The sequence below is a fragment of the Peptoniphilus rachelemmaiella genome (assembly GCF_943169845.1).
Lineage (GTDB): Bacteria > Bacillota > Clostridia > Tissierellales > Peptoniphilaceae > Aedoeadaptatus > Aedoeadaptatus rachelemmaiella.
The window spans coordinates 83,670-98,936 of record NZ_CALPBW010000002.1; the positions used below are offsets into that span (position 1 = coordinate 83,670).

General features: G+C 42.7%; 12 protein-coding genes and 4 pseudogenes. 3 read left to right on the forward strand and 13 right to left on the reverse strand.

What is annotated here, in order from left to right; all coding sequences use genetic code 11:
- Positions 1-2: 2 nt before the first annotated feature.
- From KO087_RS01220 to KO087_RS01275, 13 genes and pseudogenes are all read right to left on the reverse strand, one after another.
- Positions 3-1,265 carry a Fe-S-containing protein gene (locus tag KO087_RS01220; protein ID WP_215506907.1) on the reverse strand — a complete coding sequence of 421 codons (1,263 nt, stop codon included), beginning with the start codon at positions 1,263-1,265 and terminating at the stop codon, positions 3-5.
- 57 nt (positions 1,266-1,322) lie between these two features.
- Positions 1,323-1,988: an iron transporter gene (locus KO087_RS01225; RefSeq protein ID WP_215506909.1), complete on the reverse strand. Its 666-nt coding sequence runs from the start codon at positions 1,986-1,988 to the stop codon at positions 1,323-1,325.
- A gap of 142 nt (positions 1,989-2,130) precedes the next feature.
- Complete coding sequence (locus KO087_RS01230) at positions 2,131-3,468, reverse strand: FTR1 family iron permease (protein WP_215506911.1); 1,338 nt, start codon at positions 3,466-3,468, stop codon at positions 2,131-2,133.
- Positions 3,443-4,147 (reverse strand): ABC transporter ATP-binding protein, encoded by a 705-nt coding sequence (locus tag KO087_RS01235; protein WP_215506914.1) that lies wholly within the window; start codon positions 4,145-4,147, stop codon positions 3,443-3,445. The genes KO087_RS01230 and KO087_RS01235 overlap by 26 nt, the downstream gene beginning before the upstream one ends.
- The gene (locus KO087_RS01240) at positions 4,147-4,542 is read right to left on the reverse strand and encodes a DUF4418 family protein (protein ID WP_215506916.1); all 396 of its coding nucleotides are present in this window, start codon (positions 4,540-4,542) and stop codon (positions 4,147-4,149) included. Before KO087_RS01240 ends, KO087_RS01235 begins: the two co-directional genes overlap by 1 nt.
- 42 nt (positions 4,543-4,584) lie before the next feature.
- Positions 4,585-4,740, reverse strand: a pseudogene (locus KO087_RS01245) (FeoB small GTPase domain-containing protein); the annotation flags it as partial.
- A 40-nt stretch (positions 4,741-4,780) separates the two neighbouring features.
- Positions 4,781-4,992 (reverse strand): annotated as a pseudogene (locus tag KO087_RS01250) (FeoA family protein).
- Between the two features lie 403 nt (positions 4,993-5,395).
- Positions 5,396-5,500, reverse strand: a pseudogene (locus KO087_RS09610) (replication initiator protein A); the annotation flags it as partial.
- An 81-nt stretch (positions 5,501-5,581) separates the two neighbouring features.
- Positions 5,582-5,863, reverse strand: a complete 282-nt coding sequence (locus tag KO087_RS01255; RefSeq protein WP_215506918.1) for a CD1845 family protein — start codon at positions 5,861-5,863, stop codon at positions 5,582-5,584.
- A gap of 63 nt (positions 5,864-5,926) precedes the next feature.
- Positions 5,927-6,398, reverse strand: a pseudogene (metG, locus tag KO087_RS01260) (methionine--tRNA ligase subunit beta); the annotation flags it as partial.
- Positions 6,399-6,948: 550 nt separating this feature from the next.
- Positions 6,949-7,905 carry a helix-turn-helix domain-containing protein gene (locus tag KO087_RS01265; protein ID WP_215506920.1) on the reverse strand — a complete coding sequence of 319 codons (957 nt, stop codon included), beginning with the start codon at positions 7,903-7,905 and terminating at the stop codon, positions 6,949-6,951.
- 9 nt (positions 7,906-7,914) lie between these two features.
- Positions 7,915-9,636: an ABC transporter ATP-binding protein gene (locus KO087_RS01270; RefSeq protein ID WP_215506922.1), complete on the reverse strand. Its 1,722-nt coding sequence runs from the start codon at positions 9,634-9,636 to the stop codon at positions 7,915-7,917.
- Entirely contained in the window at positions 9,633-11,381 is a 1,749-nt protein-coding gene (locus KO087_RS01275; protein ID WP_215506924.1) for an ABC transporter ATP-binding protein, read from the reverse strand. Before KO087_RS01275 ends, KO087_RS01270 begins: the two co-directional genes overlap by 4 nt.
- A gap of 262 nt (positions 11,382-11,643) precedes the next feature.
- Here KO087_RS01275 and KO087_RS01280 point away from each other — a divergent pair, with 262 nt between their 5' ends.
- The 3 genes from KO087_RS01280 to KO087_RS01290 are packed head-to-tail and all read left to right on the forward strand — an operon-like array spanning position 11,644 to position 15,186.
- A complete protein-coding gene (locus KO087_RS01280) occupies positions 11,644-13,305 on the forward strand; it encodes a histidine kinase N-terminal 7TM domain-containing protein (protein WP_251374889.1) in 1,662 nt (553 codons plus the stop codon).
- Positions 13,302-14,564, forward strand: a complete 1,263-nt coding sequence (locus tag KO087_RS01285; protein ID WP_215506926.1) for a sensor histidine kinase — start codon at positions 13,302-13,304, stop codon at positions 14,562-14,564. The genes KO087_RS01280 and KO087_RS01285 overlap by 4 nt, the downstream gene beginning before the upstream one ends.
- Complete coding sequence (locus KO087_RS01290) at positions 14,554-15,186, forward strand: response regulator transcription factor (RefSeq protein WP_215506928.1); 633 nt, start codon at positions 14,554-14,556, stop codon at positions 15,184-15,186. The genes KO087_RS01285 and KO087_RS01290 overlap by 11 nt, the downstream gene beginning before the upstream one ends.
- The last annotated feature ends 81 nt before the right edge of the window (positions 15,187-15,267 follow it).

A 15,267-nucleotide genomic window follows, 5' to 3' on the forward strand; every position in this document is an offset into this window, starting at 1 on the left:
TCCTACTTAAATACATAAGACAATGCGTCAAGATCTTTTGGCGCAATCTTTATCTTTTTATCATGGACAATGTATGGGAAAGGTATCGGGTTACATCCACCCTTAAAACCTATTGTACCCCTATTCATTACAACGTCGCACAACTTACAAATAACATCATCGCCTCTTTCAAAATATCCAGATGGACCACATATCTCGCAGGCATCAAGTACAACTCCATAGGAACCTTCTGATTTTTTAATGCAGAAAAATCTCATTTGTACGCCATCCTCTGCCTTATACAAATATCTGTGCAAATGCATATCCTCTAAGCTACTTAAAGGAATAACAATCATTCCATTTTCAGTTTGATAATCTTCAGGTGGTGAAAGGGCCTGTTCCTTATTAGCATATGCCTTTCCAAACGTTAATGAAAAAGTATTAATAAATAGAACGACAAGGAAAAAAATTGCCCAATGTCTTTTATTCTTCATTCTATACTTTATTTTTCTTAACTGAGCCCTATTGCTATAATCTTCATTAACTTTAATATTTTGCTTATATAAAATTACTGGAATAGCTATCATAATTAACATTGTTGCATATAAAAACACATTTTCGTGATTAGCTATAAATGCAATAACTCTAAAAAAGTTAACATTTCTAGGAATAATCCCTTTAGAATAAAACCTTTGAATTATGATATTAAATTGGCTGATACCCGAGCATATCAAGCTAAAAAAAACTACAATCTTTAAGTTTTTACCTTCAAGTTTAACTGAGGACTTGTATATGGCAAGCCCTGATAAAATCATCATGATTATCCCAAAAACAAAGCCTAAAATCCTAAAAAGTACAATAGTTGAAACAGCACTTTCGCCATAATATACAAATTTGTTTGATTGGTTAAATACATACGGTAAATAATAAAAACAAATTCCTACAAGATAGACAACAACCGATGATGAAATGAAATTATCATAAATTTTAGCATTTATCTTATCTTCAAATATCATAAAAATTAATATTAAAAATACTGAGATAACTATGGGTACCATAGACCAGAAATTCAATTCTGTTCTATTAATAAAATTAGGTATATTTCTTATAATTATTGAAACAATTGCTGCAATTACCCCTAAAACTAAAGAAATTATAATAACATACTTTTTATATTTGCTCTCTTTAGTTGTATAATAGGCAAGTATTAAAGAAATCATTAGAGAAAAGGCTATTCCCGCCTCCATAACTGTAATAAAAATTTTTAACATAATTTCACCCCCCATATATGTATATAAGGGGAATATAAATTCCCCTTATAAATATTATAAATTTTTAAAACTTTACCATTGTGGTCCGTTCCATTCGAAGTCAGTCCATTCTGCAACAAGTGGTTCTGTCCAGAATCTACCTGTTACACCAGTTTCTTTATCTACGTGTAGTAAGTAGTCATTGCCTGGTGCAGAAACTTCAAATTTTACATCATAAACGCCAACACCTTCGTCAAATTTAACATTTGCACCATAGTGTGGACCATCAGATGCGTTCATTGGCATGAAAGAAACTTCTTGAACATGGTCTGAACCTTTCTTTTGTAAATAAGCTTTTACTTTTAACCATGGAACAAAATCACCAACACCATAACCTAACGTTGAACCTTCTTGTGATGCTGTAATGTCGGCTTCAATATGGCAGTCAGCTTCTTCTTTAGGAATTGAGTTTCCTGCTGGTTCCATATCAACTGGTTGGAAATATACACCAGAGATTACTAAAGGTCCTTTAGTTTGGTCATCGCCAATTGGAAATTCTTCAAATCCTGCATCTTCTCCTGGAGCTGCAGCTTTTGCATCTCCTGCTTCTTTCTTGTTTCCTTCAGCTGGTGTTTTTTCTTCTGTAGAAGTTTTAGCTGTATTATTAGCTTTTGTATCTTCTTTTTTACCACAAGCTGTAAACATTAATGCGCACACAAGCGTCATAACAACAAGAAATAAACTTTTCTTTTTTAACATAATATCCTCCTATTCTTTTTCTTGGCTGGCTTCAAGCTCAGCTCTAATTTTTTTGTTTCTATTATTTTGATAAATAACAGAAGCAATGGTTACTACTCATAGAATAATTTGTGGAATGAGATTTTCATACCTATATATCCTCCTATTCTTTTTCTTGGCTGGCTTCAAGCTCAGCTCTAATTTTTTTGTTTCTATTATTTTGATAAATAACAGAAGCAATGGTTACTACCAATAGAATAATTTGTGGGATGAGATTTTCATACCTATCGTATATACCTATAACTTCAGCAGACCATCCATTCATCCAAGGAACTATAGTTCTGCCAATTACATCTGCTTCTTGTAATTCTCCTATGCCCTTTCCTAAGAAAGACAAGCAAAGTATAAACATTAGCCAAGAAGTAAATGTAAAGAATGGTTTTAATGGTAGCCTTACAGAAACTTTAGCAATTAAATAATATACAATTGCAAGTATTATGGCGGCAACTAAAAGTCCAATCCACATATGCATTGGATTATCAGAAATGCCTGTTCTCATACCTTGGAAAAACAAAATAAGTTCTGCACCCTCTCTTGCTACTGCTAAGAATGCAGTGAAAGATAAGGCAAAATAATTACCCTTGGAAACAGATTGTTCAACTTTGTTTTTAATGTATCTATTCCAAACTTCAACTTCAGATTTAGAAAGCATCCAATTGGATACATAAAATAGTACGATAACGGCAAGAAACATCGCAATTCCTTCGAATATTTCTTGTCCCATTCCAGACTCAACTTCTCCCACTGTATTGGCGATGATATTAAATCCTCCAGCTAGGACTGCTGAAAAAACAATGCCTAGCAAGGCTCCAATATATACACCTTTTAAATAAATTCTATTATTAGTCTTTGATAAATATGCAGCAATGGCAGCTACAACTAAAATGGCTTCGAGTCCTTCACGAAGTGTAAGTCCAAGAACTGCAAAAAATGTACCAAATCTTTTTAGCAGCTCTCCAAACAATTGACCTGTTGAAAGGCTATTTGCATCTTCTTGACTTTGACCACTGGACTTAGAATCTCCAGAGGTTCCATCAAGAGTATGGGCATCTTCATGAAGATAAGTTATAAGTGCATCAATTTCATCTTTAACTTCTTTTGGGTCTGCATCTGCTTTGATAGAATTTTTTGCTCTGTAAAATTGATGTTCAACCATTGAACCTCTTTGGCCTGAAATTGCAGTCATAGTTGTTTTTTCAAATCCAATTTTTTCATAGAATTTAAAGTAAGCTACATTAACTGCATCTGTGGCTGCTTTTTTAGCATCCTTATCTCCAGGCTTGTAAACTTCCACAGCTTTTTCTAAATGTTCTGACATAGCATCAGCGACTTCAACCCAGTTACCATAATTTGTTTCTGCTGCAAAAGCAGACATGGAAGTGAGGCTAATCATGATTACCATAATTGCAAAAATGCTAGTCATTTTCTTTAATAAATTCATCTCTATCCTCCTTCTTTATTAAACTTCCATCTTCCATTTGGTAAAGTGTATTGCCATATTTTAAAATATCAAGCTCATGAGTAACTATAATAAGTGCAGTACCTTTAGAATTTATTTTTTTTAATAAATCCATTATCTCCATAGTAGTGTTTTTATCCAAATCACTTGTTGGCTCATCTAAAATCAAAAGTTTCGGCGAATTAATCATAGATCTGGCTATCAGCACTCTTTTTAGCTCTCCTCCAGATAAATTTTTAGCAAAATCATCCTTCAGATGCAAAATTCCCATCAAATCAAGGAGCATAGCTGCTTTTTCATAAGCAGATTCATCTCTTTTAAATAGATAATAAGGAAGAGACACATTCTCTAAAACATTTAAATTTGGAAGTGTTCCTAGACTTTGTGGCACAAAACCTATGATTTCATTCCTATATTTGCTAATTTCTCTATCAGAAAAATCACTTATATTTTTGCCCTTAGCAAAAATTTTACCTTCAGTCGGTTTTAATAAACCAGACAAAAGATTTAAAAAAGTTGACTTCCCGGAACCACTTCTGCCAATTATATTGACAAAATCTCCCTCCTTCAAGGTAAAGTTTACATTTTTAACAGCAAAAAGTGTATTGGAACCTCTTTTGAAACTCTTGCTTAAATTTTCAGTTTCAATTATTGATTCCATTATGAATGTCTTTCTTTCATACAATAATAAATATTAACTAAAACCAATATACATGACAACAATGTGCATAACGGAATGGTTTTTGCTCTGCAAGCCATATCGGCTTTCATGCATCCACCAATAAGTATATGAGCGTTTAGTATCTCTAAAATACCAATTGCTATATTTGAAATAGATAATCCTAAAGATATTTTTGAATCTTTAACTACAATAAGAATAATTGCTAATACTAAAATGACTGCGCCAATACCTATAGTCATATTTCCCATCCAATGGCATTTCATGAACATCCCATTTTCCATAGGAGGACAAACGGGTGTTATAAATTTTGGTGCAAGCACTAACAAAAAACCTATAATAGCTGAAATATATCCTAAAATCTTCTTTCTACTCATTTTAATCATCCTTTCTACTTATCTTTATCAATAACATTGTAATATAAAAACGTGTTTATTTTTTTTATACTTACCAGTCTTTTTTTCAACAGTTACCCCTGGCCAGTTACCAACATATTGGTTGGAACCAGTGAGGCCGTTAAAAAGTGTTGACTTGCCACTATTGGGGTTGCCGGCAAGTGCAATAGCAATAGCCATCTTAGTCCTCCTTCTTTTCTATTTCTTCAATTGCAATTAATTAAGCATCTGCTATTCTAATGTTAAGTTCATAATGTCTATATTAATTTGCACAGGGTCTCCAAGTGGCGCCACCTTCCTTATGTGAATTTCTGAATTTTTTGTAATTCCCATGTCCATTATCCTTCTTTTCAAAGGACCAGAACCATTGATTTTTTTAACGATGTAGTATTTTCCTACAACTGCATCTTTGACAAAACCAAGATTCGCCAGGTGGGACTCAGTTACATTACTATCTCCTAAAGACTTAATCCTTAAAATCTTATAATTAACATTTAAGGGTGCCATTACTAAGCTAAGCATCTAACCACTCGTTTCTAGTTTTAATTTTATTAAAATAAACTAATCTTTGAATTTGATTATCATTTTCGTAACTATTGTAACATAGGAAATTGAAAATTTCAAATCAATTTTTCAGTCTTTTTTTAAAAAAGGGCATATTTTTAAGATTGAGAATATTTTTAATTTATCTTTCTTATGATGCCTTGTATATTATATATTTTCTTTTTTATTGGCCTATATAATAGAAGGACTTTAATAAAAAAGCTCGTTTATTTTTTGTTAGATAGTAATTTTTAGTAATTTTATAAGTAAAACTTATTCTCAAAATAATTTATTTAATAGAAATGCTCTCAAAAATCCCATCTTCCAGCAATACCATAGGTAACCTAATGAAGTTATACATTTCAGATTGCCTATTATAAAAATAATCAAAATTCATCCCTACCTCCTTTCTTTGAAATAAAAAGACGACAGAATTATTGATTTCTATCGTCTACGATTGTCTAATATTTATTTTTCTTTAAATAGCTTTTATTGTATAGTTTAATAATTCTAATAATCCAATAACATATATACCTAATTTAGGTAATCCAAATGGGCTAAATAAAAATGCTAAGATTAGTGCTTCAATTACAATTTGATTATCTCCTTGAAATATGCTAGCTAATCCAATTATAAAAATTAAAGTAGAAACTACGCTTAACAGAGCAGTACTCAAACTTAATATGAAGGTTAAAAAAGCTATGAGCAAACTCAACACTAATCTTATCGGTAATAAAATTATTCTAATTATCCATCTCATACATACCCCTAAAAATTTAACTGGGATTCATAACAAACCCCAGTTTCATAATTAGCGTGTTCTTTAATATAATTGTGATCCTGCTGGAATATTATCATCCAACATTATTAAGTTAAGTTTTTCTTCTCCGTCGTACTCGCAAATTGCAGATATAATCATACCTTCTGAGTCGATTCCCATCATCTTACGTGGAGGAAGATTACAAATCGCAAGCAGTGTCTTTCCAATTAAAGACTCTGCGCTGTAATATTCCTTAATACCAGATAAAATAACTCTTTCTTTTTCAGAACCATCATCTGATGTAAATTTCAAAAGTTTTTTTGATTTTGGAACTTCTTCGCAGTTTAAAACTTTTACAACTCTAAAATCAGATTTTGAGAATGTATCAAAATCAACCATATCTTCAAATAATGGCTCTACTTTTACTTTTGAAAAGTCGATTTTTTCTGTCGTAAGTTTCGTAAGTTTCTTTTGACGAATCCTTATTTTCTGCCTTTTCTAAGCCTATTGGCTTCATCGTGGGGAAAAACAAAAGCCTGAAAAAAAAGAAACCCCTTCGGGAACGCGTCCACGAAGAGGATTAAGGAAGACAGCCGTCTTCTTATTTTATTTGTCTATCAACCTTTGTGACATCAGACGAATCGTGTTAACTCATTATAAAAAAGGATCCATTGAGGATTGACTATCAATGGATCCTTTAAAGTCTTTCGTGGAATGCGACGCCGAAGCAATGTTCCGCACAAGGCTAATGACGCCTTTAGACAACTTATTCTTTTTTCTCACCCAACAGGCATGAGACTAAGCCCAATCCGACGGGCACAAGGGGCAGTGCTAAATAAGAAGGAATGCCCCCCATTGAAGCACTGAAAGACTCGAGCCATAGCCTTACCAATTGCAAGAGAATGTAGGACAAGGCGATGGTATAAAGACAAATTCGACTTCTCTGGTTCATAATTCTTCCTTTATTGAACAATTGTGTTTTTTATTTTATATATTTATTGCAGATTCGTCAATGGGAAATTCGCACTCGAATGTGGAATACTTTATGGGGTCACTCTATCATTCTATACGTTGGCTTTGCTTTTTTATTTATCATTTTTCGATTGGCCGAAGCATTTTCTGTAGGCCGACGGAGACAAGCCCGTAAACTGCTTAAAGGCCCGGGAGAAATTCGACGGGTTGTCGTAGCCCACGGACTCGGCGATGTAGGTCATGGAAGCATTGGTGTCGATTAATTGCCGCTCCGCTTCCATCATGCGCAAATTGGCCAAGTATTTCATGGGGGTGTATTGGCAGGTGTGGATGAATTTATTAATGATCGTGGATTTGGAGCAACCGAAGGTTTCTTCCATCTGTTCTAAAGTTATGGGCTCCTTTAAATTTTCCCGTAAATACTGCTCCATTTCCGCCACGAATTCATCTTCCGTCTCTTGGAAATAGCGCTTGCGATTGGCGCTCACCTGCTCCTTGGAAATGGTGGCGAGCAGCCTGAAGGCCATCAGGCCGATGCCTGCGCGATCGGCTTTTGCCAAGGCTTCGATTAAGCCGCGGGCTTCGTCCAGGGCATCTTTTCGCTTCACCGTAAAGCCTATGTCTTTGATCTCTTTTACCGCATCGACAAACTCTCGGGACAGATCCGCCAAAAACGTGCGTCCCTCGATTTCATCGGGAGCCACCATCATGTTAAAGGCGACGATGCCCTCTTGGGTTCCGTAGGAGGCCTTCGATTCGGGGATGGCTTTGCCGACAAAAACTTCGCTCGATGTGATTAAGACCTTGCTGTCGTTAATGTGGGTGTAGTAATTGCCGTTGAGGCAATAGGCTATGCGATAGCCCCGCCTGCCGCTGTGGACGGCATTTTCCGAGTGGTAGCAGCTTTTTATATTGATGTAGGCGACGAAGACGCCCGGCGCGATGCGATAGGTGACCATGGTGTCCTCGTCCCTTTCAATGCCTTCAAAATACATGGTGTCCTCGTCGTAATCGACGACGCGAAAGCCCCAAGACTCAACGCCGTCAACCCAATCTTCTAAATTTGTCATGGCTTTCTCCTAATAGACATAGGCATCGGAGCGCTCGAAGCTTTCGATCATGGTGCGGTAGGTGGGGCTTTCTTTCAAAAGGGCCTCGTGGCCTCCGCAGGCTTCGATTTTTCCCTCTTTCATCACGATGATCTGATCAACCCCTTCGATGGATTTCATGCGGTGGGAAATAATCATCACCGTTTTGTTTTTTATCAGCCGATTCAAAGATTCCTGAATGTACTTTTCGTTTTCCACATCCAAGGACGCGGCGATTTCATCTAAAAGAATGATCTGTGCATCTTTCAAAAAGGCGCGGGCGATGGAAATCCGCTGCCGCTGGCCGCCGGAAAGGCGGGAGCCGTTTTCGCCGATGATTGTGTCGTAACCTTGGGGCAATTGCTTCACGAAATCGTCGCAGCCCGCCTGCTTCGCCGCTTCGTAGACCTCTTCTTCCGTGGCGTCGTATTTTCCGATGCGAATGTTATCGAAGACGGAGCCGTTAAAGAGGAGTACGTCTTGAAAAACCATGGACACGTGCTTAAACAGATCCTCCGTTTCAATGGATGAAAGCTCTTTACCGTCCACGGTCATATGACCGGCGTCGTAATCGTAGAGGCGGCTCACCAGGCGAAGCAAGGTGGATTTGCCGCAGCCCGAAGGGCCCACCAATGCCGTTACCGTGTTTTGCTTCGCTTCAAAGGAGATGGCGTCGATGACTTTCTTTTTCTTGTCGTAGGAGAAGTCCACATGATCTCCGGCGATGTCGAAATGCTCAAGGGCCGTCGGGCTTCCGGTTTGCTTCGGTGCGTCCACCAAGCTTTTGATTTTATCGACGCTGCTCGAAATGTAGGCGATTTCTGCGTGGGCCATCGTGAAGGCGGTGGTGGCGTCAATGAGGCGGGCCGCCGCAAAGACATAGCCGGCAAAGTAGAGCACGTTGATGGTGCCGCTTTGCAGCAGGCGGGTGCCCACCACCATGGCAAAGCCCAGAGACAAGAAGCTGACTGCGCCGGAAAAGGTGACGGGCAGGGCCTGGCCCAGTTCCGTTCGAATATGCACGGCTTCGTTTCGCCGCGCCAGTCGCTTCGCCTCGCTTTTTTTCGTCTCGCTTAAATGGTAGGACTGAATTTCCTCGTGCATATCGATGAGCTCTTGAAAGGCTTTCGCCATTTTCCGCTGCCTGAGAAAATACTTCTTCGAGACCTTTGCCTGCATTTGCTGGGACAAATGGGCGAGAAAAATGCTGAGCACAATGGGCACCAAAACGGCGAGCCCCAGAAGGGGTTGGCCGATAAGAAGCATGATGCCGATGACGATCACCGTGGCGAGAAAGGCGTAGTAGGTGGGCACGGAGTGGGACAGGGCGTGCTCGATGGTCTCCACGTCTTTCATCATGGTTTGGGACACATCCGTTAAGTCCTTTTTGTTAAAGGACGACAGGGGCAATTGCCGGATTCCCTCGACGATCTCCATGCGCAGATTCGCCGATTCCTTGTAGGTTTCGTTAAAAGTGGTGTGGTACTCCTTGTTTATGACCAAAAACATGACCACGCCGATAAGCGCAAAGCCGAGGGCGCCGTAAGCCATGTTGAAGCTTCCGAAGCCCAAGAGGCCGTTGGTGGCATACATTAAGAGAAACATGGGGAGCATGTAGGTGATGTTTTTTAAAAAGCCGTAAACCGTCGCTCGCCACAGGCCGTCGGCTCCCCGTTCCGTGAGGGCGTAGGTTTTTCGTAAATACTCTTTCATCCGTCGATCCTCCATTCATTGGCCTCGTGATACAAGCTGACGAAGCGGGCGTAGCGTCCGTCCTCTTTCATGAGGGCGTCGTGATTGCCTCGTTCGATGATCTTTCCTCCTTCGATAAAGAGAATCTCGTCCACGCCGCGAATGCTGCTCATGCGATGGGCGATCATGATGGTGGTGCGGCCCTTCATTAGGTTCGAAAAGGCCTTTTGAATCTCGTATTCGTTTTCAGGATCCGCCGCCGCAGAGGCTTCATCCAAAATGAGGATTTTCGGATCTTTTAAAAACAATCGGGCGATGGCGACCCGTTGGCACTCGCCGCCTGAAAGCTTCACGCCCTCGGCGCCGATTACGGTGTCGTAGCCTGCGGGAAATTTCTCCTTAAACTCTTCGCAGCGAGCCAGAGCCAGTGCGCGATGCACTTCCTCTTGGTTTGCCTCGGAATCCGCCAGCTGGACATTGTCGTAAATAGTGAGGCCCTCAAAAAGTTTCGCCTGTTGAAACACCATGCCCACCGTTTCCATGATCCCATCTTTGTCGTAGGCGGGCATGGGCTTCTCGCCGATCATCACGTCGCCTTTATTTACCGGATAGAGCCCGGAGACGAGCTTGGCGATGGTGGACTTGCCGCCGCCGGATGGGCCGACGAAGGCGTAGATTTTTCCCGCATCCAAGTGGAGGGAAAAGTCGGAGAGAATTTTTTCGTCCTCGTCGTAAGAAAAGTCCACATGGCTGAAGGTAATGGAGCTATCGCCGAAGTCCTTTTCCTTTCCGAAGACCATTTTCTTTTCGTCCATCTCTTTAAACAGGGCTTCCACAGTATCCACGGCGCGATTGGCCTGCACGTGATACATGGACACGTACATAATTTTCATAATGTTGGCAAAGAACATGCCCATAAACAGCGCGAAGAACAAGGTCTTTGCCGCCCACAGGCCGCCGTCGTCTCCTGCGCCTACGCGGTAGACGGCGTAGAAAACGGGTGCGACGATAAATAAATTTAACAGCCACTGAAAGGTGACATATGGAATGCGACAGGACATGGAGTAGTTGTAAGCCATGTCGGCGTAATCGTTGATGGTGCTGTATAGGCGCTTAAAGCTCACAATGGGCGCGGCAAAAAGCTTCACCACCTGCATGCCCCGCACGTATTCCACGGCTTCGGCATTTAACAGATCCAGCTGCTCCATGTAGGCGCTCATAAATTCTTTTTCCCCCATCATTTTGAAGCAGAGGAAGCCCGACAAGAGGACGATGACGCCGAAAAAGGCCGCTAGCCGCAAATCCACCAGGCCGATGACGACAAACATCAGGATCGGCGTTAAAATGGCCACGGTTTGATCGGGAATCAAGTGGGCCACGGCCATGTGGGTCTGCTCCACATTGTCGTCGATGATTTTGCGCACGCGACCCGATTGGTTTTTGTCGTAAAAAGTATTGGACGCCGTCAAGAGATGATCGATGCCCTTTTCCCTCAGGCGGGTTTCCAAGCGAAAGGCCGCCAAGTGGCTCATCCATGTGCCGAGGAAATAAAGAATTCCGTAGGCGATAAATGCCGCCACCACGCGGAGGGCATAGTCGCTGCCCGCACCAAAATCCTGTTCAATAAAAATGGCCTTTAGGGCGAGCCACAAACAATAATAGCCGAACAAATGACAGCAGACGGCGGCTATAGAAAAAAATGCCGACAAAAAGCCGTTGCTTCGCTTCTCCGGTATGTAAGAAAATAATTTTCGATAGGTGTTCAAATAGATCTCCTTTCGTTAATGATAGTATTTATCTTTTATCTTTTAAACACAGTGTAACGATTTTCCCTTTCCTTGTCTATTCATAAAAGCGAAATTATTCATTTCGTTTGACGAAATCCCGATCCAATAGGCATGCCGACAATACCGACCTTCCATTTGTTACGAAAATTAAAAACATGCACCGATTTTTCTTGATATAATAATCAATAATAGATGGATTAACGGGATGACGGCACGAACGACCGGTGTGAAGGAGGTCATTATGTATCGAAAAGAGATTACCACCTACATCTTCTCGATTCTTTTTATTGCCATGGCCGCCGCCATTCAGATCATGGAAGCCCGAGGCACCTTGCCTTTTACGGGAAAGACTTTGGTGTTTTTTCTCTACGCCCTGGTCTTTCTTCTCTGGGCGAAAAACATGGAAAACCGCGTGCTCCGCGCCGATGTAGCCCGGCGATTTAAATTCATCGCCCTTTTGCTTGTCGGCTACTTGGCCACCCGTACGGTAAAATACGAAATCCTCATCGCTTCCGCCACCGCCGTTCGTTGGATTCGCTACATATATTATTTTTTCATTCTCACCACGGTCCACTTGGTCTTTTTTACGTCCCTCTACGTAGGCAAATCGGAGCGCGAGCCCATCGACAAGCGTTGGAATCTTTTTTGGATTCCCACCGCCACCTTGATTCTCTTGATTTTAACCAACGACTTCCACGGCCTCGTTTTCGTGCCCTACGCCCACGCCTCGGGCTTTAAGCAGTACGGCCCCGTCTACCTTATGACCAACGGCTACATCCTTCTTCTCGCCGCCTTGACCCTGATTATTACATCGAAGCGGTCCTTGGCACAAAAGCGGCTGAAATCCATCGCCGCCCCGGTAGGGGTTTTGGCCCTGTGCTTTGTCTACACCGTGCTCTACATCGTAGACTGGCCGCCTTTTCACTATGTAAAAATCGCCTTTCAAAGCGCAGAGTTTAACAGCCTTACGGTCATTCTCTTTATCGAGTCTTTGGTTTTTACGCGGCTCATCGCCTCCAATCGAGGCTACGACACTTTTTTAAGCTTGTCTTCCTTGAATATGGGCATGATGGATTTAAAGGGACAAATCGTCGTGAAACCCAACAAGGGGCCGGAGGTCAGCACCGATGCAGTAAGAGAAGCGGAAAACCGCGCCATTGCCGTGGACGAAAACACCCTTCTCGAAAGCTCGCCCATTGGCGGCGGCAGCTGTTTTTGGTTCGTGGACCTTACGGATTTTAATCGCCTGAAAGCGCAACTTCTCTCCGTCAACGAGGAAATGCTCAACGAAAATGAATTGCTTCTGGCCAACAATAAACTGAAGGAAGAAATGGCCATGGTTAAAGAGCAGCGGGACATTCGCGACGCCATTCAGGAAAAGCTCAAGCCCCAATTCGCTCAGTTGAAAGTCATTATGGCCCATCTGCCCGAGGCGGAAGATGCTTACGAAGACGACCTCAAGGACGCCTGCCTCTTAAATGTGTACATTAAGCGCTTCTCCAATTTATTTTTGCTTGCCAGAAACAGAGCGGATCTTTCCCTGGCGGAAATGCGTTTGGCCTTCGACGAATCCTTAGACTACCTGCGATTAAAAGGCGTGGTCACCTCCAATACCTGGGACGTGACCGGCGCTGTGGATGCCGCAGCGGGCCTGAGCCTTTACGCCGCGTTTCAAATGATCTTAGAGGCTTATCTCCATTGTCTTAAGGCGATTTTCATTCATTTTCAGGAAAAGGATGAATCGCTTTTGCTCTCGATCTACGTGGAAAGCGAAAAACAAATCTCCCCGGAAAGAAAAATCCGAGCGGTGCTCCCCTCCGAAGGTGTCTCCTTTGCGGAGGAATTTAAGGAAGGGCTCTCTCTCCTGCGCTTTTCCGTAAAAAAAGGCGGTGACCCACGATGATGAATCTATCTACAGCGGCGCTCGCTATTTTATTTATTGCAAGCCTCGCCATCCTTATCATGGCACTGGATCTATCCGTGGATGCGGCCCTTGCCTTGCGACTATCGCCTCTCTTTTTCACAAGCGCCCTCTTGGTCTTGGCGGCACTTCTTCCCGCCCAAGTGGTGGCGGAGCTAGGCACCGGGCATTACCACTTAGCCGATTATTTTTTACACACGCCCCTTCTCGCCTTCATCGCCTATCTCCTGGTTTTGCTCTTCTTAGAAGGCGTCCTGGCCCGCAAGCTTTCCAAACTGAAAAAGGAACAGCTGGGAGAAAACTCCGTGAAAGAAAGCGTGGACAATCTCCCCGACGGCATTTGTTTTTCAAAGCTCGACGGCACGCCCCTTTTAGTGAATCGCCAAATGCAGGAAATCAGCTACCAAGTCTTCGGCAAAAAGCTCGTCAACGACTTGCTCTGCGCGCGGGACATCGAAGCCAATCGCATTCGTCCGCGGACAAAAATTTTGCAGCGGGAGCCTTTAATTATCGCAAGCAATTCCAAGGTGTGGCAGATTAAAATCATCCACCACGGCTTGGTGAAGGAAACCCTGGCCTACGACATAACCCTGGAATGGGCGCTCTATGAGGAAATCGAGAAAATGACCCGGGCCAATCAGCGGATGAATGCCGAATTAAAGGCGTATCAAGAAAAAATCGGCGAATACACGCGGCAGAAGGAAATTTTACAGGCCAAGATAAAAATCCACGACCGCTTAGGTCAGGCCCTGGTTTATTTCAGACGCTATTTGGAAAAGTCGGAGAAGACGCCTGAGGATCGCCGCCGACTGGAGACCCTGTGGCGGGAATGTTTGATTCTTTTCGACGAAGAAGATGAGGCGCCGAAAGCGGCCTCGGCTTGGGACAAGTTTATTTCGACGGCGAAGGCCATCGGCGTGGATGTCATGGTCGAAGGCGACGTGCCCGCGTCGGAGGAAGATCAGGCCCTCTTGGTGGACTTGGTCCACGAGGCGTTGAACAACGCCGTTCGCCACGGCCACGCCAAAAAGATTTGGATCACCTTAAAAGATCGCGGCCCCACATTTTCCTGCACCATTAAAAACGACGGCAACTTGCCCACGGGCCCGGTGGAGGAAAAAGGCGGATTGAAAAATATGCGCCAACGCTTGGCTTATTACGACGGCACCCTGGCCGTACGCAGAGAGTCGCTCTTTCAATTGGATTTATCCTGGAGCAAAGGAGGTTTTCGTGACTTATAAATTTATGATCGTCGACGATCAATTTGTCTCCCGTGAACTGTTCCGCCTTATTCTGGACAACCACCCCGGTTACGAGGTGGTTTATTCCGTAGACACGGCCATGTTTGCCGACACCTATGTCCTGAATCGGAATTTGGATTTGGTGATTATGGACATTCTCATGCAAGACGGCTCCAACGGATTGGATGCGGCGGAAAAGATAAAAAGGTTGAGGCCGGACATAAAAATCGTCGCCGTCACCAGTATGCCGGAAGTCTCCTGGATGGAGCGGGCGAAGGCCATCGGCATCGACAGTTTTTGGTACAAAGAAGCATCGGAGGCAAGTATTCTCGAGGTCATCGACCTCACCTTGGCCGGGGAATCCATTTATCCCGAAGCCACACCGGTAATTCAGCTGGGCCTCGCCCAATCCACGGAATTTACGCCTCGAGAAATTCAGGTGCTGCGCCTCTTGACCACCGGTGCCGGCAACGAGGAGATCGCGACGAAATTAGAAATCTCCCTGAACACGGTGAAGACCCACGTTCAACATTTAATGGACAAGACCGGCTTTAACAGCCGCACCCAGCTGGCCATTCAGGCGAGAATCACAGGTTTTGTCATCGAAGAAAGTGAACAATGACGCCGCGGAAATCCTCCGCGGTTTTTTATTGGCGGAATTTGAGCAAAAAAAAGAGCCCGCCTCGGCGGACTCTTCGCAAGG

Coding starts and splice junctions, on each gene's coding strand:
- KO087_RS01285 (WP_215506926.1), top strand. CDS start 13,302: ATGATGAATCTATCTACAGCGGCGCTCGCTATTTTATTTATTGCAAGC.
- KO087_RS01240 (WP_215506916.1), bottom strand. CDS start 4,542: ATGAGTAGAAAGAAGATTTTAGGATATATTTCAGCTATTATAGGTTTT.
- KO087_RS01280 (WP_251374889.1), top strand. CDS start 11,644: ATGTATCGAAAAGAGATTACCACCTACATCTTCTCGATTCTTTTTATT.
- KO087_RS01265 (WP_215506920.1), bottom strand. CDS start 7,905: ATGACAAATTTAGAAGATTGGGTTGACGGCGTTGAGTCTTGGGGCTTT.
- KO087_RS01235 (WP_215506914.1), bottom strand. CDS start 4,147: ATGGAATCAATAATTGAAACTGAAAATTTAAGCAAGAGTTTCAAAAGA.
- KO087_RS01225 (WP_215506909.1), bottom strand. CDS start 1,988: ATGTTAAAAAAGAAAAGTTTATTTCTTGTTGTTATGACGCTTGTGTGC.
- KO087_RS01255 (WP_215506918.1), bottom strand. CDS start 5,863: ATGAGATGGATAATTAGAATAATTTTATTACCGATAAGATTAGTGTTG.
- KO087_RS01220 (WP_215506907.1), bottom strand. CDS start 1,265: ATGGGGGGTGAAATTATGTTAAAAATTTTTATTACAGTTATGGAGGCG.
- KO087_RS01270 (WP_215506922.1), bottom strand. CDS start 9,636: ATGAAAGAGTATTTACGAAAAACCTACGCCCTCACGGAACGGGGAGCC.
- KO087_RS01230 (WP_215506911.1), bottom strand. CDS start 3,468: ATGAATTTATTAAAGAAAATGACTAGCATTTTTGCAATTATGGTAATC.